Origin of the sequence: Catenulispora rubra (assembly GCF_015356825.1) — a bacterium.
In the GTDB taxonomy this organism is placed as follows: domain Bacteria; phylum Actinomycetota; class Actinomycetes; order Streptomycetales; family Catenulisporaceae; genus Catenulispora; species Catenulispora rubra.
The window spans coordinates 1-25,860 of the sequence record NZ_JAACYW010000158.1; the positions used below are offsets into that span (position 1 = coordinate 1).

At 70.4% G+C, this 25,860-nt stretch carries 20 protein-coding genes; 12 read left to right on the plus strand and 8 right to left on the minus strand.

Annotation, left to right across the window (positions count from 1 at the left end; genetic code table 11):
- Positions 1 to 56: 56 nt before the first annotated feature.
- Both GWK61_RS33310 and GWK61_RS33315 read right to left on the minus strand, forming a co-directional pair.
- Positions 57 to 1,037 (minus strand): helix-turn-helix domain-containing protein, encoded by a 981-nt coding sequence (locus tag GWK61_RS33310; protein WP_194915665.1) that lies wholly within the window; start codon positions 1,035 to 1,037, stop codon positions 57 to 59.
- A 566-nt stretch (positions 1,038 to 1,603) separates the two neighbouring features.
- Positions 1,604 to 2,095 (minus strand): hypothetical protein, encoded by a 492-nt coding sequence (locus GWK61_RS33315; RefSeq protein ID WP_194915666.1) that lies wholly within the window; start codon positions 2,093 to 2,095, stop codon positions 1,604 to 1,606.
- 271 nt (positions 2,096 to 2,366) lie between these two features.
- On the opposite strand from GWK61_RS33315, the gene GWK61_RS33320 reads away from it, so the two are divergent.
- The 3 genes from GWK61_RS33320 to GWK61_RS33330 all read left to right on the plus strand — a co-directional run bounded on the left by GWK61_RS33320 (position 2,367) and on the right by GWK61_RS33330 (position 10,132).
- Positions 2,367 to 4,013 (plus strand): CehA/McbA family metallohydrolase, encoded by a 1,647-nt coding sequence (locus tag GWK61_RS33320; protein WP_194915667.1) that lies wholly within the window; start codon positions 2,367 to 2,369, stop codon positions 4,011 to 4,013.
- Positions 4,014 to 4,415: 402 nt separating this feature from the next.
- Positions 4,416 to 8,924 (plus strand): tetratricopeptide repeat protein, encoded by a 4,509-nt coding sequence (locus GWK61_RS33325; protein WP_194915668.1) that lies wholly within the window; start codon positions 4,416 to 4,418, stop codon positions 8,922 to 8,924.
- Entirely contained in the window at positions 8,924 to 10,132 is a 1,209-nt protein-coding gene (locus GWK61_RS33330) for a hypothetical protein (protein ID WP_194915669.1), read from the plus strand. The genes GWK61_RS33325 and GWK61_RS33330 overlap by 1 nt, the downstream gene beginning before the upstream one ends.
- Positions 10,133 to 10,220: 88 nt before the next feature.
- Here the strand turns inward: GWK61_RS33330 and GWK61_RS33335 are convergent, their stop codons facing one another.
- Entirely contained in the window at positions 10,221 to 10,676 is a 456-nt protein-coding gene (locus GWK61_RS33335) for a hypothetical protein (RefSeq protein WP_194915670.1), read from the minus strand.
- A gap of 84 nt (positions 10,677 to 10,760) precedes the next feature.
- Here GWK61_RS33335 and GWK61_RS33340 point away from each other — a divergent pair, with 84 nt between their 5' ends.
- A complete protein-coding gene (locus tag GWK61_RS33340; protein ID WP_194915671.1) occupies positions 10,761 to 11,738 on the plus strand; it encodes an FAD-binding oxidoreductase in 978 nt (325 codons plus the stop codon).
- A 59-nt stretch (positions 11,739 to 11,797) separates the two neighbouring features.
- Here GWK61_RS33340 and GWK61_RS33345 read toward each other — a convergent pair whose 3' ends face one another.
- The 4 genes from GWK61_RS33345 to GWK61_RS33360 form a co-directional block, all read right to left on the minus strand.
- Complete coding sequence (locus GWK61_RS33345) at positions 11,798 to 13,258, minus strand: C39 family peptidase (RefSeq protein ID WP_194915672.1); 1,461 nt, start codon at positions 13,256 to 13,258, stop codon at positions 11,798 to 11,800.
- A gap of 121 nt (positions 13,259 to 13,379) precedes the next feature.
- Positions 13,380 to 14,351, minus strand: coding sequence for a phosphatidylinositol-specific phospholipase C (locus GWK61_RS33350; protein ID WP_194915673.1), 972 nt, complete (start codon positions 14,349 to 14,351; stop codon positions 13,380 to 13,382).
- 211 nt (positions 14,352 to 14,562) lie between these two features.
- Positions 14,563 to 15,096, minus strand: coding sequence for a hypothetical protein (locus tag GWK61_RS33355; RefSeq protein WP_194915674.1), 534 nt, complete (start codon positions 15,094 to 15,096; stop codon positions 14,563 to 14,565).
- Between the two features lie 282 nt (positions 15,097 to 15,378).
- The gene (locus GWK61_RS33360; RefSeq protein ID WP_194915675.1) at positions 15,379 to 17,490 is read right to left on the minus strand and encodes an amylo-alpha-1,6-glucosidase; all 2,112 of its coding nucleotides are present in this window, start codon (positions 17,488 to 17,490) and stop codon (positions 15,379 to 15,381) included.
- Positions 17,491 to 17,611: 121 nt separating this feature from the next.
- Between GWK61_RS33360 and GWK61_RS33365 the strand changes: the two genes are divergently transcribed.
- The 5 genes from GWK61_RS33365 (at position 17,612) to GWK61_RS33385 (ending at position 22,663) form a co-directional block, all read left to right on the plus strand.
- Positions 17,612 to 18,673: a LacI family DNA-binding transcriptional regulator gene (locus GWK61_RS33365; protein ID WP_228563362.1), complete on the plus strand. Its 1,062-nt coding sequence runs from the start codon at positions 17,612 to 17,614 to the stop codon at positions 18,671 to 18,673.
- 63 nt (positions 18,674 to 18,736) lie between these two features.
- The gene (locus GWK61_RS33370) at positions 18,737 to 20,035 is read left to right on the plus strand and encodes an ABC transporter substrate-binding protein (protein WP_194915677.1); all 1,299 of its coding nucleotides are present in this window, start codon (positions 18,737 to 18,739) and stop codon (positions 20,033 to 20,035) included.
- A 72-nt stretch (positions 20,036 to 20,107) separates the two neighbouring features.
- Positions 20,108 to 21,121 carry a carbohydrate ABC transporter permease gene (locus GWK61_RS33375; protein ID WP_194915678.1) on the plus strand — a complete coding sequence of 338 codons (1,014 nt, stop codon included), beginning with the start codon at positions 20,108 to 20,110 and terminating at the stop codon, positions 21,119 to 21,121.
- Entirely contained in the window at positions 21,121 to 21,984 is an 864-nt protein-coding gene (locus GWK61_RS33380; protein WP_194915679.1) for a carbohydrate ABC transporter permease, read from the plus strand. Before GWK61_RS33375 ends, GWK61_RS33380 begins: the two co-directional genes overlap by 1 nt.
- A gap of 163 nt (positions 21,985 to 22,147) precedes the next feature.
- Positions 22,148 to 22,663: a DUF4265 domain-containing protein gene (locus GWK61_RS33385; protein WP_194915680.1), complete on the plus strand. Its 516-nt coding sequence runs from the start codon at positions 22,148 to 22,150 to the stop codon at positions 22,661 to 22,663.
- A gap of 65 nt (positions 22,664 to 22,728) precedes the next feature.
- On the opposite strand, the gene GWK61_RS33390 is transcribed toward GWK61_RS33385, so the two are convergent.
- On the minus strand, positions 22,729 to 23,115 hold the full coding sequence (locus GWK61_RS33390; protein ID WP_194915681.1) for a hypothetical protein: 387 nt from the start codon (positions 23,113 to 23,115) through the stop codon (positions 22,729 to 22,731).
- Between the two features lie 3 nt (positions 23,116 to 23,118).
- On the opposite strand from GWK61_RS33390, the gene GWK61_RS33395 reads away from it, so the two are divergent.
- The 3 genes from GWK61_RS33395 to GWK61_RS33405 form a co-directional block, all read left to right on the plus strand.
- The gene (locus GWK61_RS33395) at positions 23,119 to 23,691 is read left to right on the plus strand and encodes an NAD(P)-dependent oxidoreductase (protein WP_194915682.1); all 573 of its coding nucleotides are present in this window, start codon (positions 23,119 to 23,121) and stop codon (positions 23,689 to 23,691) included.
- A gap of 44 nt (positions 23,692 to 23,735) precedes the next feature.
- Entirely contained in the window at positions 23,736 to 24,857 is a 1,122-nt protein-coding gene (locus GWK61_RS33400) for a LacI family DNA-binding transcriptional regulator (RefSeq protein WP_194915684.1), read from the plus strand.
- 21 nt (positions 24,858 to 24,878) lie between these two features.
- Positions 24,879 to 25,860, plus strand: a 982-nt coding sequence (locus tag GWK61_RS33405) for a DUF2264 domain-containing protein (protein ID WP_194915683.1), incomplete at its 3' end; no start/stop codon positions are given.

The window sequence follows — 25,860 nt, forward strand, 5'->3', positions numbered from 1 at the left end:
GATCTGGGGGCTGGTCGGGGTGGGGATCAAGCGCTGAGCGCCTGAATTCTCAACCCTCAGAACGTGATGGTGGTCTGCGGGTTCAGCTCGACCAGCTGCCGTCCGACGGCGGTGAGTTCGTGCCGCACGCTCTTGCCGTCCCGTGCCGTCGAGACCAGACCGGCGTTGCGCAGCAGCGTCGCGTGCGTCGAGGCCATCGGCGCCGATATCCCCAGCCGCCGCGCCAGCCCCGAGGTCGAGGCCGGGGACGCCAGGCTCCGCAGCACCGCCGCACGTCCCGCTCCGAGCAGCGCCGCGAGGTGGTCGTCGGGGGCGACGGAGGACTCCTCCAACTCGGCGGTCGGGTAGACCAGCACCTGCGTGCCGTCGGCGCCGGGGCCGCAGTGGGCCCGCTGCTGGCCGAACAGGCACGGCGCCAGGATGAGCCCCGAACCGGGGGCGCGGGGCTCCGTGCGGGGCCGCCAGGTGATATCAGAGTGCAGATTCGTCAGCATCGGCAGCGTCCCGTGCTGCTGGATCTGGCGGCGGCGCATCGACACGTCGCGCTGCAACCGCTCGGAGATCGTCGGCCAGTCCGGCATCAGCGTGGCGCGGTAGAGCGCGAGCAGGCCGTCGACGACGGCGCGCAGCGAGGCGTCCTCCTGGTTGCGCAACCCGCGGATCAGCCGGTCGGAGTCGTCGGTGCGCCTCGGCCCGGGGCCAGAACTTGCGGCCAGCCGGTACCCCAGCAGGTGCGGCGGAGTGGCGCGCAGCCGATCCAGCTCCTGCTCGAACGTCGGGTTCGCGGCACCGTCACCATCACCGGCGATCGCCAGCGGCAGGAACGCCGGCGCGTCCGGATGCGCCCGGTTGATCAGCGGCACCAGCCGCCCGGAGCCCAGACTCACCTGCCGCCGCGCCCGCGGCCACCACCGCTGCCGCCACGGCGACTCCCGACTGCACGGACCGTCGTGCACGCCATGGATCAGGTGCCCCAGCGGCGACAGCACAAAGCGGACCCGGCCGAGGTCGCCGGTGCCGTAGTCGATGGTCTCCATCCGCGCGAACCTCCGCCTCCCCCGGTCGCTCTCAGTCGCGCACAGCAGTGCGCACCTGTCAATGGTTTGTGTCCGAGCCGCAATCCAGTGACATTACCCGGTCCGCGCGGGATGATACGGACTTCCGGGATGTCGGCTGCGCCGCCCCGGAAACCTGGGGGAGCGGTGAGAAGCGGGGGGCGGCGTCCTGGGTCGCGAACGAGGAAGGACGCCGCGCTCACCGCGCAGGGCTTGTTGCTTGGCACCGCTCCCGCATCGCACCGCACCACGCCGCACGTACCGCGCCGGGCTTGCTGCTCCACGCCGCACTGCACCGCTTCGCATGCATCGCGCCGGGCTTGCTAAACGGCACTGCACCACGCCGCACCAGGCTGCCTCGTGCTCGCCGCGCCCTACTCGCCCCGCATTCACCTGGTGCGCCGACTTGCGAGGCGTGTCGGACCCGGCCGCAGACAGCCGCCATCGTCAGGCCGCGCAGCCATTTCATCCGGATGGCCGCCGTCTTTCAGGCCACCCGGCCTGCCTGCCGCCTGCGCCCAGCCAGCCAGCCTCAGTTCTGTTGAGCCCTAGTTCTGCTGAGCCTTCAAATGCCGCGCGCCCCGCACGAAGTCGCCGTCGATGGCCGTCTTGACCGTGTACCGCAGCGTCTGCGGCGCCGTGGCCTCCAGGGCATCCGCGGCGTGGCCCGCCGCGCGGGTCTCCAGCACCGCGGCGACCATGGTCGCGCTCTCGACCCGGCTCAGGGCCTCCTGCTCGCGGCACAGCAGGGCGGCGGCGTAGTACACCACGGCCCCGGGGTGGGTGATCGGGTGCTCCAGCCGGTAGGCGATCTGCTCGGCGAGCCGGCCGAGTGGCTCGGACGGATAGCGCTCGGCCAGATGTCGGCACAGTTTGGCCGCGCTGACCAGGTCCTCGGTACTGACGGCGGTGGTCGGCCGGAGCCGTTCGTCGTCGTCGGCCGGCAGCATGACCGCCAGTTGGTGGGCGAAGTCGTCGCGGTGGATGCGCCGGTCGGCGTAGCCGTAGCGTCCCGCGGTGAGGACCTCGATACCGGTCATCTCGATCTCCCGTTCCTCGCGCTAATGGAGATGCCTCTATCATCGCGCCGCCTCGCGAACTGCGCCCCGGTGAAGGCGGCATGCGGGAAATCGTCGCGGCCGTCCTCGTGGCCTCCGCACGGTCGACCGGTCGACCAGGCGACCGCGCGGGCCTGGTGCGCCGATACTCCTCGTCACCCCTCGCTAGTCCTCGGTATCCCTCGTAACGAACCCACAACCTTTCGCTTGACGCTCACGCCTGGTTCACCGGCGTGGCGGATCGTCGGACACCATGTGCACAGATGGCTATTGCGAGCACAACGTCGCACCGCTGCCCGAGTCGGCCGACCCCACCGCCTCCGGCCTGTCCCGCCGGGGCGTCCTGACGGTCGGCGCCGCGACCGCGGCGCTCACCCTGGGCCCCATGACCTTCGCCCACGCCGCCGACAGCACTGGCAGCGCCGGCAGCGCTGGCTCCGCTAGCGCCCCCGCCGACGGCACCCAGGTCACCCAGACCATCACCGGCCACCTCGACACCGGCGTCGCCGACTTCGTCTACCTCCCGGTCGTGATCCCGGCCGGGGTGAAGCAGATCGACGTCAGCTACTCCTACGACCACCCCACCGTCACCCCCGGGGACAAGACCAACTCCTGCGACATCGGCGTGTTCGACGAGCGCGGCACCGCGCTCGGCGGCCCCGGCTTCCGCGGCTGGTCCGGCGGCTTCCGCACCGCGTTCTCGATCAACGCCACCGAGGCCACCCCCGGCTACCTGCCCGGCCCGGTCGGCAAGGGCACCTGGCACATCGCCCTGGGCCCCTACCAGGTGGCGCAGCAGGGCCTGAACTACCAGGTCCAGGTCACCCTGACCTACGGCAAGCCCGGCACCCCGTTCGTCCCGAACTACCCGCCGACCCGCGCCAAGGGCCGCGGCCAGGCCTGGTACCGCGGCGACTGCCACCTGCACACCGTCTACTCCGACGGCAAGCGGCTGCCCGGCGAGGTCGCCGCCGGCGCCCGCGCGGCGAACCTGGACTTCATGGTCTCCACCGACCACAACACCTCCGCCTCGCACGGCGTCTGGGGCCAGTACGCCGGCCCGGACCTGCTGATCATCCCCGGCGAGGAGATCACCACCCGCAACGGCCACTGGGTCGCGATGGGCCTGCCGGCCGGCGAGTGGATCGACTGGCGCTACCGCAACCGCGACGACGCCTTCCCGCGCTTCGCCCGCGAGGTGCGCAAGCACGGCGGCCTGGTCGCCCCGGCCCACATGTACTGCGCCTACGTGGCCTGCCAGTGGAAGTTCGGGTTCGAGGACGCCGACGTCACCGAGGTGTGGACCGGCCCCTGGACCTACGACGACGAACACGCCGTGAGCACCTGGGACCAGAAGCTCGGCGAGGCGGTCCGCTCCGGCAGGCGCTGGCTGCCGGCCGTGGGCAACAGCGACGCGCACAGCGTCCCGCAGGTGATCGGCCTGCCGCACAACGTCGTCCACGCCGAGGACCTGCGCACCGACGCGCTGATGGACGGCCTGCGCGCCGGCCGCAACTGGATCGCCGAGTCCAGCGCGATCTCGGTGGACTTCACCGTCACCGGCGCCGGCAAGCAGGCCGGCATCGGCGAGACGCTCAAGGTGCCGACGACGGCCCCGGTCGACGTCCGGCTGGAGGCGCACGGCGTCCCGAACGGCACCGTCCGCCTGATCACCGACGAGGGCCAGATGTTCCAGAAGTCGCTGGACGCCAACGGCGACGGCGTCGTCGTCTGGCGCACCACGCCCTCGCTGGCCGCCTATGTCCGCGCCGAGATCCGCCACCCGATGGCCGACGGCACCCCGGGCCAGGGCAACACGATGGGCGACGCGCTGCTGTTCGGCCCGATGGCCGCGCTGACCAACCCGGTGTTCCTGAAGGGGACCCGCGGTCAGAGCTGATGCGACCGCACGTCGGCGGTGACAAGCCGCAGCATGTCGCCGCCGACATCCATCAGGACATTCACATTGGGCTGAGTCAAGCGCTGAATCAAGCACTGAACCGAACGCCGAAGCCGCGGCCGCACCGTCAAAACCTAGTCAAAAGTCCTTTCCCCGGCCCCGTCGAAGGAACCTCCCTGGTGATCACGGCGTCCTAAACCCTGCAGGGGCGTTTAGGACGACAGCGAAGGGACACAAAGCGCGCACACGAAGTGAGATCGGGGTGGAGCCCGGGTGAACTGTGTTGCACCGACCGTGAAGAACAACAGGTCGGTGCCCGCGGCGCCGGATCCGGCCCGGCGCGGGCGGGGGCGATTGTGTCAAGCTGTAGGCAGCGATACGGGTTGATGGGACGGTGTGGCCTTGCTGGGGCGTGGACGAGGGACGGACCCGCAGTGGATCACCCAGGAGTTCGCCAAGGCGGAGGACCTGGCTGCGGTGGGACACCAGGAGCGGGCTCGCGATCGTTACGCGCGCCTGGCCCGCCGTCTGGCGTCCGCCCCTGAGGACCTGCAGCACTATCGCGGCCTCGCCCTGCTCGGCGAGGCCGAGACCATCCTGGCGATGGGCATCTTCACCGACGCCATGGCGCGCTTCCGCGAGGCCTACCCGCTGCTGCCCGAACCCTTCCGCCAGCTGCCGCGCTGGCTGGTCCGGCAGTTCGCCGAGGAGCGGCTGCGCGCCGAGGACGGCGATCTCAAGCCGATCATCGACTTCCTGAAGGCGATCACCTACGGCCTGGAGCCCGGCGACGAGGACACCGCGATCCGCACCGTCATGTGGCTGCAGAAGGCCTGCACCACCGGTCCGACCGCGCAGCGCGAGGCCACGGCGCGCGCCGCGCTGGCCGCCCTGCCCGGCGTGGACTGGCCGGTGCTGGCGCTGACCACGATGATGCGCCGCGACGGCCGGGTCAAGGAGGCCGAGGACCTGCTGGCCGCCGCGGTGCCCGGCGGCAGCGGCGAGCTGTGGTTCCGCTGGGGCATCCAGCTCAGCACCCTGCTCCGCTACGACGACGCGATCTCCGCCTACGACGAGGCGTTCCGCCGCGGCACCGGCCCGGCCTCGCCGTGGTCGCGCGGGGCCTGGCTGCGCCCCGAGGCGCTGTTGTTCCGGGGCCTGGCGCACCAGCAGATGGGCCGCACCGACCAGGCCGAGACCGACCTGCGCACCGCCTCCCAGTACGCGCCGCAGGATCCGCGCATCCACTACTCGCTCGGCCGGCTCGCCGTGCAGCTCGGCGCGGACGACCTGGCGTGGAACCACTTCAGCAACTCCCTCGCCGTCGAGGCCGCGTTCGCCCCGGCTCGCCTGGGCCTGGCGCTGCTGCGCGAGCAGTCCGGCCGTCCGGCCGAGGCGATCGCGCATTACCAGGCCGCACTGAGGCATGACGCGCATTCGCACGCCGCGCGTATTCGGCTCGGTGCCGTACTGCTGGCCGCCGGCCGCGGCAAGGAAGCCCGGGGAATGCTGGAGTCGGAGGCCGGGCAGTCCTCCTATTGGGGCGGCATGGCCACATTCCATTACGGACTCGCCCAACTGCGCTCCAACAACCCGGCCGCCGCCATCGACACCTGGGACCGCCTCGGTACCACCGAACTGCGGGACTGGACGGCCGTGGCCCGCGACCGGGAGGCGCGCAAGCGCCTCGGCAGCGACCCGACGGCCGCGCGGCTCCAGTGGCAGATCGCTTATCTGGACTCCCCGGACGTCATCGAGCACCGAATAGCTTTGCGCGAAGCCGCGTTGCGCGAGGCCGCGTGGATGCTGATGGCCGGCCGGGAGATTCCCGACAATCGGGAGAAAGCGGCCGTCGCTCTCGACCTGGCGGCCTCGCTGCCGGTCTCCGATCGCGTGGATGGCCTGCGCGGCCGCCAGAACCGGCTGCGCGCCCTGGTCGACCTGGCCGGCGGCTCCACGGCCGACCTGGAGACGTTCCTCGACGTCCACGGCCGCATGCGCGACCGCTGCCACCTGGCCGTCGCCGCCCTGCTCGACGACCGCTTCGACGACGCCGAGACGCTGCTCGCCGAACTTCCCGACGACCCCGACTGCGACCCCGCGGTCGCCCGGGCCCGCGCGCTGTACGCCGAACGGACCGGGCACTGGTACGACGCCGTGCGGTGGTACCAGCGCTTCCTGGGCAACGACGTCGCCGGCGGCTCGGCGGCACCGGAAGTCGAGGCCGGGGCAGACACGGACTCCTCTGGCTCTGACTCCGACCCTGACGCCTACGTCCTCAAAGACGACGACACCCAGGGCCTGGACATCCAGGAGATCGCCAACGCCGGACCGCTGGTCGCCGCCCAACGGCTGGCCGCGGAAGCCGACGCCGACGACGAAGAGCCGCCGCTGCCGTGTGTGGCCATCGCCGACGTCGAGTGTGGCAAGGACGCCGTCGGCTCCTGTGCCGGCTGCGGACGCGAAGGCTGCCGGACACACCTGTTCCGGCCCGCGGGCATCAGCTCCTACCGCTGCGAGCGCTGCGCCGGCCCGGCGTTGCAGTCGCTGCTCTTCGCGGCTCGCAAGGCCGGCGTCCCCGACGAGGCCGAGCGTACGCTCACCTCGTGGGCCGACGCACTGGGAAGCAGCGCCCTGACCCGCCCGCTGCGCCGCCAGCTCGCGCTCATGCGCGCCGAGGCCGGCGACCTCGACGGGGCGCTGAGCCGGCTGCCTGCCGACGCCGAGACCGAAGGCGTCGAACTGCTGATCCGGCGCGCCGCCTCCGCGATCGAGCGCGGCGAGCCCTACCAGGCGCTCGGCGACCTGCGGCACGCGCTGCGGATCCAGCCGGACCAGCCGGAAGCGCAGGCGGCGCTGGAGGCGCTGTCGGAGTACGCGGCGCGGCAGCACGCCGAAGAAGGACGTCATGAAGAGGCGTTCACCGGGTATCTCGCGTTGGTGCGCGAGGACCCGACGAACGCTCGGCTGCTGCACGCGCTCGGGCTGTCGGCGTACCAGTTGGCGCGGTCCTCCGGCGCGGACGAGCACTGGATGTGGACCATCGGCTGCCTGGTCACGGCGCTGTACGCGCCGGACTTCTGGGTGCAGGTGGTCGGGGTCGCGGACGTCGAGGCCGACCACGAGCAGATCGTGCGGAACCGGCGCGTGCTGGTCGACGAGCTGAAGAACGACCTGCGGTTCGCGGACCTGTCGGCGTACCGGGGCGGCGACGAGGTGGACGCGTGGTCGGTGCGGCTCGGGATGGACGTGTTCGCCTGCGAGGCGGATCCGGAGATAAGCCCGACGTTGGAGACGCTTCTCCGTCAGCAGCCTGAGACGCCGGCGCTGGTGGAGTGGCGCGAGCTCGCCGACGCGATGCACGTGGTGGACCCCGAGGCCGCCGAGGACGACGAGTCGGTGCGGGTCGCCGCGCTGTACGGGCCCTTCGGGCCGCAGCACTTCCTGTATGAGGACGGCAAGTACGAGGCGGCGACAACCGCTCTGGACACGGTCCCCGAGGTGGACCGCGACGAGGCGTGGACGGCCCTGCTGCGCAAGACGCTGGTCATGCGGGGTATGGAGCTGCATCTGGACGAGCAGTGGGCGCCGGCGCTGGAGTGCATAGCCCGGGCGGCGCTGCTGGATCCGGATCAGAAGCCTGACTCGGTGTGGGCGGAGATCGCCGCCGAGTCCGGGCTGAACGCCGCGCACGAGCTCATGCGGTTCGCCGAGGAGGGCGAGCGGCCGGTCTCGGTCGACGCCACGCCGACGGTGAACATGGCGGTGACCGGGACGGCGTTCATCGCGGACGCGACCAAGACGGTGAACATGGCGGCCGTCGGGTTGACGGGGCGGGGTGCCGGGAGTGTCGGGAGTGTCGGCGCTGGGGGTTCCGGCGGTGTCGGTTCCGGCGGTGCTGCGGGTGGTGTCGGTTCCGGCGGCGTCGGTGCCGAGGCTGCGGGTGGCGCTGCCGGTGGTGGTGCTGGTGCGGCTGGTGCCGACGGGGACGTGCCCGCGCCGGTCAGCGTGCTGCAGAGCGTGGTCGACGTGCTGGAGCGTGCGCTGTCCGTGGCCCCGGACGTGGCCGCGCTGCAGAACGAGCTGGCCGTCGCGCACATGCGGCGGACCGGGGAACTGCGCTCCGAACACCAGGACTACGTGCTGGCGCTGTCGCACGCGCGGCGCGCGGTCGAGTTGATGCCGCAGGACAAGGACGCGGCGGCGCTGCTGGAGGTGGTGCTCGCCGAGCGGGCCGGGTCGCTGACGCGGCCGGGGCCGGACGGCGACCTGCTGGAGGCGGTGCAGTGGTGGCAGGAGCTCAGCGAGATCGATCCGTCGCGGGTCGAGTACCACGCCGGCCTGTCGCAGGCGCTGAAGCTGCTGGCGTGTTCGGCGGCGCTCGGCGACCGCCGGACCCTGGCGCTGGACCGGATGACATGGGCCCTGCTGGCCGACCAGACGTGGACCGGCGACCCCGACGTCGAGGCCCCGCGCGAGATAGCGACCCTGCTCATCGCCGACGCGATGCACAACGCCCAGCGTCCCTTCCACGATCGCGCGCACCGCCTCCGCACAGCGCTGGCGTACCGCGACACGAAGGAACTCCGGGACCTGATGATCGCGTTGTGGAAGAACGAGGCCTCGTTCCAGTACGAGACGCGCCACTACGGCCTGTGTGCGGAGCTGCTGGAGGAGGCCGTCCGCCTCGGCGAGGGCGGCAGCGTCGGCGATCCCGAGGCCACCACGCTGATCCTGCGCGTCCCGCGCCCCGACGACCCCCGATCCGGAGGCCTGCAACCCTTCCACTGGCACCGCTACCCGCGGGCCCGCGCGCTGCTGAAGCGCACCGTGGACCACTTCCCCGACGAAGACGAACTCCGAGAACTCCACGCCCGAAGCGCCGCCCCCGAAGACCCCGCGAGCACCTGATGCTGCTGAACGAACCGACCCCCCACCAGACGCGCCCGGCCGCGGCCACCGCCGCCGCGGCGCCGGGCACCCGCGACCTGCCGGCCGTCGAGGTCGACGGCCGTGCGGCGCCGCCGCGCGCGAGCGCCGAGGCGGACACCGTCGCTTTCACGGCGGTGGACGCGGCGGATGCGGTGGGCGCGGGCAGCGCGAGCAATGGCGTGCATGTGGATCGGGACGCGGACTCGAACGGGGATGCGGACGGCGTGAGCGAGGTGCCGCGTCCGCGATCGAGCGCCGAGGCGCCGACGGTCGGGATGGAAGTGGTCGACGCGGGCTCACTCTCCACGATCGCGCTGGACGTCGAGGCCGTGAAGCGCGCGGTCGCGGAAGGCCTTGGAATCTCCGACGCCACGGCCACGGTCTCGTTGGATGTGGAGGCCCTCAAGCAGGCGACGCGCGCTGCCGAGGCGCCGACTGTTGCTTTCGGCCCGGTGGACGCCGCCGATGTCGCGGACGAACTCAGCACTGTCGAACTCGCCACCGACACCACCGATGCTCCAGTGGCCGACAGTGAGCCCACCGCCGCAGCCGACGCCGATGACGAGGCCCTCGACACCGACGACTCGCCCGACGATTCGGATCTCGCAGGCTCCTCGGATCCCGCAGGCTTCTCAGATCTCGCAGACTCCGCCGCTCCCGCCACCGAAAGCTCCACCGAGCTCGCGCTGTCCACCGAGCTCGCGCTGCCCGCCGACACCGAAGACACCGCCGCCGAGCTCGACCTCGACCGCACCATGCCGACTCACATAGCCACGACCGACCTCGCCGCACCCCCGTCGAGCCAGGTCGCGATGCCCGAGACCGCCGACGACGTCATCGCCACCATCCACGCGGCCGCGACCGTCGTGGCCGCGGCGGACCTCCGGGCCCGGCAGGCGGCGTTCGTGAAGGCCGATCCCTGGACCGGGCTCGACCTGCACCAGCCGCCCGCGCCCGCGCCGGTCGACAACATCCTGGACCTGCTCTCGCCAGTCCTGGAGCGTCCCCTGCTGGTCGTGGAGCAGCCCGGCCTGCCGGCCGCCGCCGACGTCGTGGCGCTGCACCGGGCCGAGCTCGCAGTCGACTTCGTCGAGCCGCCGATCGTGGCCGCCGGAGCCGAGCCGCCGATACCGCCGCGCTACGGCCCGGGCCTGTCGGTGCTGCCGCACATCGAGTTCCCGGTCTGATCGAGTACGCGGTCTGATCGAGCTTCCGGTCTGATCGGTCGAGGCGCACCGGTTCCGGACTCGATCTCCGCGCCGGCACCCTGGGCCGCTACGTCAGATCCCCGCCGGCGCTCCGAATGTCCGGCAGCACCGGCCGGTCCTCGCGCCCCGGCTGCAGAATCACCGCCGCGAGGCCCCAGTGGTGCTTCATCCGCTCCAGCGGGTCGGCCGGGAACCCGGGCGTCCGGCGGGAGAAGCGCCGCGGCGTCGGCGTCTTGTCCCGCGTCCTGATCTTCGCGGTCTCGCGCGCCTCGCCGCCGGTGACCACCACCTTGTCGAAGCGTCCCGCCACCTCGGCGGCCCAGTGCCGGCCCAGCACGCCGACGCGTGCCGCCGGTTCGGCGCGGCGGCCGTCGCGGAACGTCACCTGGACCGCCTCCACGCCCGGCGGCAGTAGGCCCCACGCCACCGACCACGGCGCCGCGTCGTCGTCGCGGCTGCGCAGGGCGCCGGCGATCAGCGCGGTGTCCGTCCCGGCCGCGAGGTCGGCGTCTTCGGCGCTCATGTGCGCAGCATAAGCGCTTGCCGTCGTAGTCGGGAACGTCCATGTACGTTCTCTGACATCCGATGTGCCGCCGAACGAGAGGTGATGATGGACGTGCCGTCGAACAACGGGCTCAGCCGCCGTGGCCTGCTGGGACGCGGCCCCCTGTCCCGCCGCTACGGCTCCGTCGTCGACCACCTCTACGCCGTCGAGGTCGTGGTCGTCGACGAACACCGCCGCGTCCGCGTGGTCCGGGCCACCCGCGAACCCGACGACCCGCACCGCGACCTGTGGTGGGCGCACGCCGGGGGAGGGGGCGGCAACTTCGGCGTCGTGACCCGCTTCTGGTTCCGGTCCCCGAGCGCCGTGGGCACCAACCCGGCCAAACTCCTGCCACCGGTTCCCGGCCAGATGTACTTCTTCCTCGCCGAATGGGCCTTCGACGCCTCCATGACCCGCGACGCGTTCACCACCATCGTTCGCAACTTCGGCCAGTGGCACGAGCAGCACAGCGCGCCCGGCGCCCCCGGCACCGGCCTGTACGCCATCCTCGAAATCGGCAACATCCACAACGGCGTCTTCAACCTCGTGGTCCAGGCCGACGGCGGCCTGCCGAACGTCGAGGGCCAGGTCGACGAACACCTCGCTGCGATCCACGCCGGACTCGCCGACTACGGCTGCCCCACGAGCGCCGCCATACTCCTCATCGGCTACGGCGGCCAGGTCCAGGCGGTGCCGCCGGACGCGACCGCCGTGGCCCAGCGCGACGTCGTGATGAAGGCCGTCTTCTCGACGACCTGGCTGCTGGAGGCCGACGACGCCACGAACGTCCGATGGATGCGCGAGTACTACCGCGGCATCTACGCGGCCACCGGCGGCGTCCCCGTCCCGGACGACGTGAGCGACGGCTCCTACATCAACTACCCGGACGTCGACCTCGCCGACCCGGCATGGAACACCTCAGGCGTCCCCTGGTACGAGCTCTACTACAAGGACAACTACCCCAAGCTGCAACAGATCAAGGCTGCTTGGGACCCGGGCAACGTGTTTCGCCACGCGCTGTCCGTCGAGCTCCCCGCCTAAGCAATAAAGACAATGATTGAGGCCCCTGACGCCCGCCTCGCAGGGGCCTCAATCAGCTCTTAGCCCCAGTGTTCAGTAGGCCAACTGGGGTTCTGCCGGTCCACGACCTCCGGCAGGGCTCTGTCATGCGGCTTGATCAGGTACGCGACCCCGCCGGATCCGTACCCCGGCGTGCCGTCGGCCTTCGTGTAGTTCGTTCGCAGCCAGACGGTCTCGAACATCCGCCGCGGATACACCGTGTACACGTCGGCATCGCTCTTGCTGGCCGGATCGTTCACGATCACGTCGCCGGCGTCGGTGAACCCGATGACGCACCACAGGTGCCCGGCGCTGGCGTAGCGGCCGTTCTCCGCGAGCGTGAACGACTGCGACGTGATCACCGGGAACCCGGCCGCGATCAGCACTTCCAGCTCGGTCATCGAGTTCAGCCGCACGACCATCGCGTCCAACCCGTACGACGCCGCGTAGGCGCACGTGAAGGACCAGTTCCCGGTCCCCTTGTACCCGTAGTCGTAGCTGTACCGCGCCGCGTGATCCACCGCCGGGTCCGTGTAGCCCGGATCGACCCACGCCAGCTGCTCGGCCGTCGGGCCCTTGCCCCAGAACTCGACCACCATCTCGGTCGACGTCGGGCTGCACCAGGCCTCACCGCCGCCGCCGAACTCGGGGTACTGCCCGTCGTGCACGTACTGCGCGTACGGCTTGACCGCCAGCGTGATCCCGGTCGCAGGGCCGGGCGTGCTAGCCGGAACCGTGGTGCGCGCCGGCACGATCGAAGCGGTCGCGCCGAGCTGCCAGACCCGCGGCGTGATCGCGGCGCCGGGGCGGCGCAACAGGGTCAGGCGCAGTTGGTAGGAACGCATCGAGTGCCCGCTCGCGGCGCTCCAGGTATCGGTGTCGATCTCGCCGTAGGCGCTGCTCTGGCCGTTGACCGAGGTCCGGTTGAGTTCGCTGTCGTCGAGCGTCCAGATACCCATCACCCAGGTGTCGAGGTGGCCGTCCTCCATCGTCGCCAGGAGTTCCACCTTCAGGAACGTGCCCTTCGGCGTTTCGGCGTTCCAGTGCGGGGTCAGCTGTGTCGCGCCGAAGTCCAGCGACCGTGAGGGAGAGGTCCAGGTCGCGTACTCGTACTGCGTGGTGGTGTTCAGATAAGGGTCGGTGTACGACGTGGTCCCCACCGGCTCGGCGATGACGACGCCCAAGCGCGGCCCCGGCAACGGCAGCGCGCCGGCGGACTCGCCGCTGCGGAAGTCGGACCACGTGGTCCACCGGTCGAACCGGACCCGGGCCTGGGGCTGGGTCTTGCTCTGTGCCTGTGCCTGGCCTGCGTTCTTCGCCGCGCCGGTGCTCGCGGCCTTGTTTTCCATACCGCTCATGATCGCGAATGAGGACGCCGAGGCCGGCGTCGCTGTCGCGACCCCGGCCGCCGCGGCGCCGACGGCGGCCCCGCCGGCGAACACCACTCGCCGGCGCACCGGACCGCCCGCGTCCTGGCGGTCCGGCTGGGGGCTCGCCGACATCTGTCCTCCAAGGCTTCAGCTTCAGCAAAAGTGTTGAATGCTGTTGAAGATTAGCCCGGAAGTGACCGTGATCGGTAGTAAGTCAACAGAGAGTGACGACCGACTTGGAATGGATCGCGGACTATACGAAGTTTTTGTCGATCAGCATCTCCAGCACGTTCACATGGAAGTCGGGGAAGTCCATCGGCACGATCCCGAACCGCGCGCGCTGCGAAGTCCGCGCGTTCAAGTACGGGTAGATGGAGTTGTCCATCAATGTCTGCTCAAGGTCCTTCGGGAATTCCAGGCCGTCCTGGAGGGACGGCGCCAGGCTCAGGAAGTTCACATACATCGTGGTCGGCGCGGGATTGCTGTAGGCATTGTCAAACTGCTGCGTTATCAGCTGGCCCTTGGTGCCCGTCGAAACGCCGGTGTACGTGTCCTGCACGTTGAACTGGTTCGCGCTGTCGGCCCAGTGGATCAGGTTCCAGGACGACGGGAAGGTGAAGTCGGCGGCCAGCACGATCTTGCCGGCGGCTTCGCCGAGCGTCGGCCAGCCGTGCATGTGGAACAGGCCGCGGTAGCCGAGGGTGTCCATGTAGTAGTTGAAGCGGCGCTGGAACTCCGCGTCGCTGAGCGCCTGGCCGCCGGCGTTCTCGTTCTTCAGACGCATCACGATCGTCTCGGTCGGCTGCGCGGTCAGGAACGCCTGGCACTGGTCCAGCACGTCCTGCAGCCGGATGCCCTGGTAGTAGCTGGAGTGGTAGATGCCCATCTCGCTGGCCGTCCCCTGCAAGCCGTTGCAGCGGATGTCGACGAAGCGCACCCCTTCGGACAGCTGCTGCGGGAGGCCCCAGTTCTGCGTGTGCGACCACTCGGTGCCGTCCGCCGGGTTGGTGCAGCAGGTGTCGTGCGTCCCGGGGATCGTCATGCCCAGCAGTGACAGGTTCGGGTCGAGGTAGCTCATCCAGCTGTCGGTGGGCTTGCCGCCGGGGGTGACGGGAGAGTCGGCGCGGGCGGCGGTGGGGAGGCCGAACGAGGTGGCGGCGAGGACGGTGCCGCCGAGCCCCCATTTCAGGACATTGCGACGGGTGGGGTTCATGGGGCGGTTCACGGGGCGCTCCAAGGGTTTCGAAGCCGGCTGCGGGTTTGCCCGGGTATAGGCGGGTGCTGCGACGGCGTTCACAGTAAGCGCAGTGTCAGGAGGTGGCCATGGTCGTGCGGGGAAAGGTTGAGGGTCGGCCACCGGAACGGTGGCCGACCCCCAGGCGAGGAGGACTCGGTGATCAGCGCGGCGACTGTCGACTTCGCCGCGAGGCGGTCACCTAGTACGTGTCGACCGTGCAGGAACCGTTGCTGAACATCGGGTTCGTGTCCACCGGCTGGTTGGCGTCCGGGTTCACGATGATGTCGAAGGCGCCGGTGATCGAGCCCTCACAGTCGTCCAGCGCCGGTTCGGGCTGCATCGCGTCGTTCGGCCCCATCCACAGATCGACGTGGTGGATCCCGTTGTTCCAGTCGCTGGTGCACTCCACGCACCCGTCCTCCATGATGAAGTACTTCTCCAGGTGGGGGACGTAGATGATGGTGCCCGGCGCGTACTCGTTCTGGTCCGTGGCGAACGTCACCGGCTGGCTGTAAGTGCCAAGGTCCTCGGTGGCGATGCTGTGGATCTGCGGGTAGGCGATCTGGGCGGTGCCGTAGTGGCCGTTGCCGTCGTCGTTGTCGTTGTAGCCGTAGGACGTGATGTTGACGTTGATCGTCTGCGGATCGGCGTGGGCCGCGGACGCCGGGCCGACCGTCGACAGCAGCAGGGCTGCTGCGACGGCGGCCAGGGAGGCCAGGGTTTTGCGGAGCATGTGGGACTCCTTTCGAGATCAAGTTAGGAAGGTTTCCTAACTCATCGCGGAAGGTAGCGCTGAAACAGGAGGGTGACAATAGCTCGAATCAGGTATTGAGACGACGGCCCGCACGGCGCGTCCCGAAAGCGCCCTACAAAAGGGCGCTGTTGACCTATGTGTGGGTGGCGGGTGAGTGCGGCTGGTGCGGTTGGTTTGTGGTTTTTAGAAGCTTTTCTAGGAGTCGTCGCCACACCTGAGCTCCCTCAAGCTCAGGAACCTGAGATGGGGATCCGCTCCGGATCAGGCATCCAGGATCCGCACATCCCCGGCGTCCACCCGCATGTCCAGCGCGTCCGTGCCGACCCGGAACCCGCGCACCGTCAGCGCGTCCCAGGCGTCGCCCGGCAGCGGTTCGAAGGCCACGATGTCCGCCGGCGCGTCGGGCCGCATCCCGACCAGGGCCGAGACCACCGCAACCGACGCCGCCGCGGCCCAGGCCTGCGGGCGGCACGAGGCCGGATACGGTGTCGGCCGTCCGCCGGGCCGTGCCGGGCTCCCCGCGTACAGCTCCGGCATGCGGTATTCGAACCCTGCGGCGGCTTCCAGCAGGCCGTCGATCAGCGTGCCGGCCGCCTCGGCCGCCCCGGGGACGCCCTCGGCTGCCGCGCGCGCCAGGCCCTGGACGGCCACCGCCGTGTCGTGGGTCCAGACCGAGCCGCCGTGGTAACTCAGGGGGCTGTATCCGCCGGCCGAGGTCGCCATCGTTCGCAAGCCGTAGCCCGACGACATCGACGCCGACCCCAGTCGTGCTGCCACCAGAGCCGACTCCTCGCGGTTCAGGATTCCGGTGCCCAGCAGGTGTCCCATGTTCGAGGCGACGGTGTCCACCGGCTTGCCGTCGCGGTCCAGGGCGACCGCCGGGAACGGGCCGTCGGCGTCGCTGATCCAGAAGCGGGCGCGGAATCGTGCGGCCAGCTGCGTGGCCCACGCGCGCCACTCGTCGGCGCCGGGCCGGCCGAAAGCGTCCAGGAGGGCCGCGCCGCTCATCGCCGCCTCGTAGGCGTAGCCCTGCACCTCGCTCAGGGCCAGTGGTGCCGTCGCGATGCGGCCGTCGACGAACTGGATCGAGTCGTGGGAGTCCTTCCAGCCCTGGTTCGCCAGGCCGTGGCCTGATTCGTCGACGTAGCTCAGGAATCCGGCGTCGTCCATCCCGTGGTCGCGCATCCACGCCAGCGCGGCGCCCAGCGGGTCCAGCAGCTTTTCGACCTCGTCGGCCGGCATGCCCCAGCGCCAGGCGTCGTGCAGCAGCATGATCCACAGCGGTGTGGCGTCCACGGTGCCGTAGTACGTCGAGGGCAGCAGGAGTGGCCGGTCGGAGCCGCCGAAGGCGTCGTGGCCGGACGGCGCGCGCCGGATCTCGTGCAGGATCTTGCCCGGCTGCTCGGCGGTCTCCGGGTCGGTCTTCGTCCCCTGACGCCGGGCCAGCGTGCGCAGCGTTCCGGCGGCCAGCTCGGTGCCCAGGGGCAGCAGCATGCGTGCGGCGATGAGCGAGTCGCGGCCGAACAGGGTGAGGAACCACGGTGCGCCGGCGCCCAGGAAGTGGTCCTCCGGTGCCGTGGGGTCGCGCAGCTCCAGGCCGCGCAGGTCGGCCATGGAGCGCTCGACGAAGCGGCCGACGCGGATGTCGCCGCTGTCCACGTGGAGGTCGCCGATCACCGACGCGCCGTCGGTGCCGAGGACCACGGAGGTGCCGGTCGGGGTGACGCTCACGTCGATGGCGAAGCGTGCGACCTCGCCGGGTGCCAGGTCCACCGGCCAGCGCAGCCGGCCGTTCTCGGAGTCGACGTCCGCGGGCGCGGGTAGGGCGGTCGCCAGGACGACGTCAGGGCTCTGTGAACCGGGTCCGGTCCAGCGCAGGCCGCCGTCAACCGCTTCAGCCGGCAGCAGACCGGGGGAGTGGCCGGACTTCACGACCGAGATCTCGGCGAGGTCGCAGCCCAGGGTGACGGTCAACGTCGTCTGGACACTGCGGCGTGAGGCCGATCGGATCTCGATGGTCTCGCGCACCAGAGTCTGGAGCCCGTCGCCGCGGTCCTCGCTGACCAGCACCCGCCGCCGCTCGATCCACACCGCCGGGTCCGCGCCGTCCTCGCCGAGGCCGCGCGCCACGAGCACGCTGTGCGTCGTGTCGGCTCCGTCGAGCTCCGTGGCGATGGGGGTGAGGCGTGCGCCCGACAGGGTGAGATCGGAAACACTCAGGACACGCCGGTCGTCGGCGAAAACCCCCGTCACGCCGCGCCCCGAGAGCGCTCCGCCGGTGCCCGACAGGCCGAAGACGGGAGCCCGCACGGTCGTTTGCAGGTCGTGCAGATAGGGTTGCTGAGCTGGGGTTTCGGCCGGGCCGTCGGTCATGGGGTGTCCCTCGTGTTGCCTGGTGGTTCTTCGGCACTCTATCTATTTGAACGTTCATATGTAAGACTCCACCTCAGCGACTTTGATCGTTCAACTCTGAGGAAGGAGGAACGCCGTGGCAATGGACCGCGAGCCCTCACCGCCCCGCCCGACCATCAAGGCCGTCGCCAGGCACGCTCAGGTGTCGTACCAAACGGTATCGAACGCGCTGAACGCGCCGGAGCGGCTGCGCCCCGACACGCTGGCCCGCGTGCTCCGCGCGGTCGACGAGCTCGGCTACCGGCCCACCCAGGCCGCGCGCAACCTGCGGCTGCAGACCACGCGGCTGATCGGGTTCCGGTCCACCCGCTCGGGAGGCCGCGGCATCGGCGCCATCGAGGACCGGTTCCTGTACGCGCTGACCTCCGCCGCGCGCGACCGCGGCTACGGCGTGATCCTGTTCGCCGCCGACGGCGACGAGGACGAGATCGCGATGTTCGAGGACCTGGTCAGCCGGGGCGCGGTGGACGGCTTCGTGCTGTTCGGCTCGCACCGCCACGACCCGCGCACCGCCTGGCTCGCCGAGCGCGACGTGCCCTTCGTCAGCTTCGGCCGGCCCTGGGAGCAGACCCCTTATCTGTACTCCTGGCTGGACGTCGACGGCCACGCCGGCACCCTGGCCGCGACCAAGCACCTGGCCGAGCAGGGCCACCGCCGGATCGCGTTCATCGGCTGGCCCGAGGGCAGCGAGGTCGGCGACGACCGCTACGCCGGCTACCTGGCCGCCGCCGCGGAGCTGGACCTGCCGACCGGCGGCCTGACCGTGCGCGGCCTGGACGGCATCGGCGCCGGCACCCAGCTCGCCTCCGGCCTGCTGGCCAAGGCCCATCCGCCGACCGCGTTCGTCTGCGTCAGCGACGCGATGGCCGTCGGCGTGATGCACGCCGTCGAGCACCGCGGCCTGGCCGTGGGCCGGGACGTCGCGGTGATCGGCTTCGACGACAGCCCGCTGGCCACCGTGGTCCAGCCGGCCCTGAGCAGCGTCCGCCAGCCCCTGGAGTCCATCGCACGCCGCTGCGTGGACCTGGTGCTGGAGCGGATCGACGACCCCCGCAGCGCGGTGACCACCTCCGTCGTGGAGCCCACGGTCATAGCGCGCGGCAGCAGCAACCCCTCCCACATCTCACCCCCCGACGAGGCCTGACACCGCCGCCACCAGCGGGTCTGCGTCCCGAGCCTGATCGAAGGCGAAACGAAAGGAACGACAATGAAGTCAGTTCGCGTCCAGCGGATCATCGGCGTCGCCGGTGCCGCCGCGGTGCTGGTGACCGCCGCCGCGTGCGGCAGCAGCGGGCCGGGCAAGAGCTCGGGCTCGTCCTCCGGCGGGACCGGCGGCAGCAGCGGCAGCGGTGGCGCCGGCGGCGCCACCTCCGGCGTCACCCTGCAGGTGCTGATCGGGTCCTCCGGCGACGCCGAGACCAACGCGGTGGTGGCCGCGGGCAACGCCTGGGCCGCCAAGACCGGCAACAAGGTCGTGGTGACCCCGGCCAAGGACCTCACCCAGCAGCTCACGCAGTCGCTGGCCGGCGGCACCCCGCCGGACGTCTTCTACGTCGACGCCTCCAAGTTCCAGGGCCTGGTCAAGGGCAACGCCCTGGCCGACGTCGGCGAGAAGATCACCGACTCCGCGGACATGTACCCGAACCTGCAGAAGGCGTTCACCGAGAACGGCAAGTACTACTGCGTCCCGAAGGACTTCTCCACGCTGGCGCTGGAGATCAACACCGACCTGTGGACCAAGGCCGGCCTGAAGGACTCCGACGTCCCCACCACCTGGGACCAGCTGGAGACCGTGGCCAAGAAGCTGACCGGCAACGGCGTCACCGGTCTGGTGATGAGCGACACGCTGGACCGCATCGGCGCCTTCATGCGCCAGGCCGGCGGCTCGGTGGTCTCCGCCGACGGCAAGACCGTCACCGCCGACTCGCCGCAGAACCTGGCCGCCCTGCAGTACCTGCAGAAGCTGGCCAAGGAGGGCGCGCTGAAGTTCCCCAAGCAGGTCGACACCGGCTGGGGCGGCGAGGCGCTGGGCAAGGGCAAGGCCGCGATGACGATCGAGGGCAACTGGATCGTCGGCGGGCTGCAGAAGGACTACCCGAACGTCCACTACAAGGTCGTTCCGCTGCCGGCGGGCCCGGCGGGCAACGCCACGCTGTCCTTCACCAACTGCTGGGGCGTGGCCCAGAAGAGCTCGCACCAGGCCGCCGCGGTCGACTTCATCAACTACCTGACGACCGTGGACCAGCAGATGGGCTTCGCCAAGGCCTTCGGCGTCATGCCCTCGCGGCAGGCCGCCAAGACCCAGTTCACCACCCAGTTCCCGGACCAGGCGGCCTTCGTGACCGGCGCGGACAACGCCTTCGGCCCGGTCGGCTTCCCCGGCTTCGACGCGGTGCAGAAGGACTTCGACTCCAAGATCCAGGGCCTGTCCGACGGCTCCTCGGACCCCAAGAGCATGTTGTCCAGCCTGCAGAAGAACGCCACTGACGCGCTGAGCAACAACTAGGCGCGGCGCCGGTTCCTCGCGTGCCGGCCCTAATGCGTCGTCCATAGTCCGGATCGAAAGGCCCCCAGGAAGATGAGCAGAACCAGATCGCAGGAGGACCGGCGTCAAGCCCTCGCCGGATGGCTCTTCGTCTCGCCGGCGTTGCTCGGCCTGATCGTCTTCCTGGTGGTCCCGATCGTGCTGGCGCTCTACGTCAGCTTCACGAACTGGGACGGCCTGTCCAACCCGCTCGGCGGCGACGTCAAGTGGGTTGGACTGCACAACTACCAGCAGCTGCTCACGCACGACGGCCTGACCCGGACCACGTTCGCCGGGGCGCTGCGCAACAACTTCTGGTTCGTGCTGTTCGTGGTGCCGACCCAGACCGCGCTGGCGCTGTGGCTGGCCGTCCTGGTCAACAACAAGTACCTGCGCGGGCGCGGCTTTTTCAGGACCGCGTTCTACTTCCCGTCGATCACCTCCAGCATCGCGATCACCCTGGTCTTCCTGTTCCTGTTCCAGGGCGGCGGCGCGGTGAACGGGATCCTGAACTGGTTCGGCGTCAAGGGTCCGAACTGGCTGGCCGACCCGCGCGGGGTCGTGCACGTCTGGCTCAGCGGCGTGGGGGTGACCAAGCCGCCGGGCTGGACCCAGCACTCGGTGATGGGCCAGTCGTTGTGGGACTGGTTCAGCGGACCGTCGATCGCGATGATGGTGATCATCATCCTGGTGATCTGGACGACCGCCGGCACCTTCATGCTGATGTTCCTCGCGGCCCTGCAGAACGTGAACGAGGACCTCTACGAGGCCGGCGAGCTCGACGGCGCCGGCTCCTGGCAGCGCTTCCGGTACATCACCCTGCCGAGCCTGCGGCCCACGCTGTTGCTGGTGCTCACGCTCGGCCTGATCGGCACCTGGCAGGTGTTCGACCAGATCTACCTGACCGGCAACAACCCGGCGACCCGCACGCCGGCGTACATGTCCTTCGACCAGAGCTTCCAGAACAACCACTTCGGCACCGGATCGGCGATCGCGTTCCTGCTGTTCGCCCTGATCATGGGTCTGACCCTGCTGCAGCGGCGACTCATCCCCGAGGAGATCGACTGATGGCCGCCGTCCGCGAGCGCCGCTCCCCGTCCCGCCGGGTCCTGATGTACGTGGCGCTGGGCGCCTTCGCGCTGCTGTTCCTGGGGCCGTTCGTGATCCAGATCGCGACCTCGTTCAAGACCGACCCGGACGCCACCAACCACCCGCTCAACGTCGTCCCGCACCCGGCGACCCTGGAGGCGTGGAAGCGCATCTTCGGCTACAGCTCCGACCAGCCGGTGCCCTTCGGGACCTGGCTGCGCAACAGCATCATCGTCGCCACCTCGATCACGCTGTTGCGGGTGTTCCTGGACAGCCTGGCCGGCTACGCCCTGGCCCGACTCAAGTTCCCGGGCCGGCGCGCGGTGTTCATGCTGATCCTGGGCACGCTGGCGGTGCCGAACGTGGTGCTGCTGATCCCGCGCTTCCTGGTGCTGAAGGAGCTGAGCCTCTACAACTCCTACGCGGGCATGATCCTGCCGATCGCGATGGACGCCGCCGGCATCTTCCTGATGCGCGGCTTCTTCATGCAGGTGCCGCAGTCGATCGAGGAGGCGGCGCGCATCGACGGCGCGGGCGCGTTCCGCACGTACTGGGACATCGCGCTGCCGCTGGTGAAGCCGGGGCTGATCACGCTGACGATCCTGTCGTTCCAGGGGTCGTGGAACGAGTTCAGCTTCTTCCTGGTGGCTACGTCCGACCCCAAGTACGACACGCTGACCACCGGTCTGGCGAAGTTCAGCGGCGGGTCGCTGGGGTCCGGGAACCAGTTCCCTGTCACGCTGGGGGCGGCGCTGCTGTCGACGATCCCGGTGGCGATCTTGTTCTTCGTCTTCCAGCGGCAGATCGTGCGCAGCCAGATGAGTTCCGGGGTGAAGGGGTAGCGGGACGGTTGAGGCTGGGCTCTCGGCTCTCGGCCTTCAGCACTCGGCAAAACGGTATGCATCACCTTCCTCAGGCGTAATCGGTTGAAATCGTCGCCGAGGCTGGAACAATGGGACGCCGAGCACCCAGCGGCGTTCCCGACCGACTTCAAGGAGGCCGACAGTGGCAGCGGCAAGCGGGCAGCCCCTCCCCGGCGCCGACCGGACCACCTTCGAGGTGGCCTTCGACCTCAAGGCCGAAGCACCGAACTGGCCCCCGGTCTCCGTGGAACGCCTCTGGGGCGAGAAGACCACGGTCGAGTACGAGATGCGCCTGCTCAACGTCCCCTTCTTCGCCCGCGGCGTCGCCTACGGCGACCTGGTCCACGTCCGCCCCGACCAGCACCGCCGCGAGTTGGTGTTCGAAAGACTCAACGGCGAATCCGGCCACTCGACCCTCCGCATCACCCTCCTGGACAAGCGAGCCCGCCGCGAGGTCCAGGACAGGCTGCGGGAGGTGGGCTGTTCGTGGGAGACGGCAGCGCAGTTCTCGGCACTGCTGGCGGTCGACGTGCCTGCGGATGGGGACTATCGCGCGCTGCGGGAGTGGCTGAAGGCTCAGGCCCGGGAGGGGACGCTTGAGTTTCAGGAGAGTGCCATTTCGGCGCTGCATCTTGAGCAGTTGCCGAACTTTCCTTAGTGCGAACGTCGGCCGCCGTGCCCGAAAGCGCGACGGCCGACCGTCATCAAGACCCCCGAATCAGCTCACGAAACCTTCGTGATCGCCACCGCCTGCCCCGCGTCGCCGAACGCCTGTCCGGCCAGCTGCCAGGCGCCGTTCACGTTCTCCAGCGCCAGGCCGCTGTTGCGGTTGACCAGCTTGTACTGCCCCACGCCGGCCAGGGAGGTGTTCGTCGCGGCTGCGATGCCGGCTGCCGACGACGTCGTGCTCAGCGTCTGCGGGGTGTCGTTGCCGATCGGCTGGAGGTACCACTGGTCGCTGCCGCCGGGGGAGCCGCTGCCGCCGTTGCCGGTGGGGTTGAAGTTCGCTTGCTGGGCTCCTGTCGTCACCGTGGCGCCAAGTGCCCGGGTCTGCTCGGCGGCCGAGGCGAACGCCGTGCCGGTCGCCGAGTACACGCTGGCCGCACCCACCGGATGACCGTCGGCGTGGTCGGCGCCTCCCGCATCGGCCGCAAGGTGGTGCGGCTGGTGCGCGGCGTGCTGGACGCCGACGTGCTGATCTACGACCCCTACGACCCCTACGACCCCTACGACCCCTACGGCGCCGGCGAGCTGACCGCCGACCCGCGCGTGCGGCTGACCTCGCTGGAGGAACTGCTCGCGGCCAGCGACGTGGTCAGCCTGCACGCCGCGCTGACCCCGGACACCCGCCGCATGCTCGACGCGCGCGGGCTGGCCCTGATGCCCGACGGCGCGGTCCTGGTGAACACCGCGCGCGGCGGCATCGTCGACCAGACGGCGCTCACCGCCGAACTCGTTTCCGGCCGCATCGACGCGGTCCTGGACGTCACCGACGCCGAACCGCTGCCGCCGGACTCGGTGCTGTTCACGCTGCCCAACGTCTTCCTGACCCCGCACATCGCCGGTGCGCTCGGCGGCGAGGTGCTGCGCCTGGGGCGCCTGGCGGTGGAACAGGTGGAACGGTACGTAGCCGGTCTGCCACTACGGTATGAGGTGCTTCCCGACCAGCTGGACAGGTTGGCGTGAGGCCACAGCCGAAGAGCAGGACGAGAGGAGCGGTCAGGGTGCCGATGCCGCAGGGCAAGCCGTCGCGGACACCACGGGCGCCACGGACGCCGCGGGAGACCGCCGGCCCCAAGCGCGCCACCGTCCAGGAGGTCGCCGAAGCAGCAGGGGTGTCCACCGCCACCGTCTCCCGGGTCTTAAACGGCAACTACCCGGTCGCCGCCGAGACCCGCCGCAAGGTGGAACAGGCCGTGCGCACGCTGGGCTACGTGGTCAACGCGCACGCCCGCGCGCTGGCCGGCTCCCGGACCCGCACGGTCGGCATCATCGTCCAGGACATCATCGACCCCTTCTACACGTTCATCGCGCACGGCGTGCAGCGCCAGGCCGCCGAGGACGGGAAGCTGTGCCTGGTGTGCAGCACCTACGGTGTGGTCGGCGGAGAGCTGGACCTCATCGACGCGCTGCACGAGCAGCGTGCGGACGCCGTGATCATGGTCGGCGGCGGTGTCGACGACCCGGCCTACCGGCGCAAGCTCGCCGACCGGGCGCGGGCGCTGAACCGCGAGGGCTCGTGGCTGGTGCTGTGCGGCCGGCCCGCGCTGGAGTCCGGTGCCCCGGCCGGGGTGGTCGACTACGACAACACCGGCGGGGCGCACGCGATCACGGAGTACCTGCTGGGGCTCGGGCACCGGCGGATCCTGTACGTCGGCGGACCGGAGCAGCTGTCGGTACACCAGGCGCGCGTGGCCGGCTTTCGGCGGGCGCACGCGAGCCGGGGGCTGGAGGTCGACAAGCGGCTGATCCAGCCCGGCGCCTTCAGCCGCCGCTTCGGCTACGAGCGGACCGCTCAGCTGCTGCGCGACGGTTCGGCCGGGGAGTTCACCGCGGTCTTCGGCGCGAACGACGGCGTCGCGGTCGGCGCCATGCAGGCGCTGCGCGAGGCCGGGTTGCGGGTGCCGCAGGACGTGTCGGTCGTCGGCTACGACGACATCCCGCTGGCCGCCGAGGTCACGCCGACGCTGACCACCGTGCACCTGCCGTTGGAGCAGATGGGACGGGAGGCGGTGCGGCTGGCTGTCGCGCTGCGCGGGGAGTCCGACGGTCCGACCGACACCCGGCACGTCGGGACGCATGTGGTGATCCGGGATTCGACGGCGCCGCCGCCGTCTTCCGCTGTTACTTGATTTGATCGAAAGGCTTGATCGTTGTTCTCACGCGCCGTGTCCTCCCGCGCCGACTGGGAAGCCGAAGCCGATCGCTGGTTGCTGACCGCACGTAAGCACGCGGTCCACGGCGGCGCGCTGATCTGCCCGCCGGGGCCGCCGTCGCAGAGCGGGCCAATCAGCGACGGGATCGAGGGGTTCGCTCGCAGCTTCCTGATCGCCGGCGCGCGGCTCGGCGGGGGAGAGGGCGATCCGCTCGGGCACGCCGAGTGGTACGCCGAGGGGCTCGCCGCCGCGATGGATCCCGCCGGGCCCGGGTACTGGCCGCGTGCCGTCGGGTTCGAGGACTGGCCGCACGCCGGGATCACGCAGCCGGCGGTGGAGGCGGCGAACCTGGCGTTCGGGCTGGCGCTGTGCCGGGAGCAGGTGTGGGATCAGCTTCCTGATCCGGTGCGTGAACGGCTCGCCGAGTGGCTGGCGCATCATGCGCGGCTGAAGGTGTGGCAGCACAACAACTGGCTGCTGTTCCCGGCGGTGATCGAGGCGTTCCTGGAGTCGGTCGGGGTTCCGGTCGAAGGCGGGCATGGCGCTGAGAACGTCGAGCGCGTCGAGTCCTGGTACCTCGGCGACGGTTGGTACAACGACGGACCGCCGGCGGAGCCGGGGCGGAATATCGATCACTACAACTCGTGGGTGTTCCAACCTTTCCTTTGGCAGTGGTATCTGCTGCGAGGGGAATCTGGCGCGCGCGTCGAGCGCTTCCGGGAGCGGCTGAGCGAGTTCGCCACGTCCTACGCGCTGCTGTTCGGCGGCGGCGCGCCGTTGCAGCTGGAACGTTCGCTGGCCTATCGGCACGCTGTGCTCGGCGGATTGTGGACCGCTGGGCTCGCCGGGGCGGATCCGCGTCGCCCGGGAGGCCGCCACCCTGATCCGCCGCTCGGCCGCCCCGCGGCGGCTGCGCTTCAAGGCCTCGTCCGCGGACCTGGTCACGGCCACCGACCTGCGGGTCGAGCGGCTGGTCCGG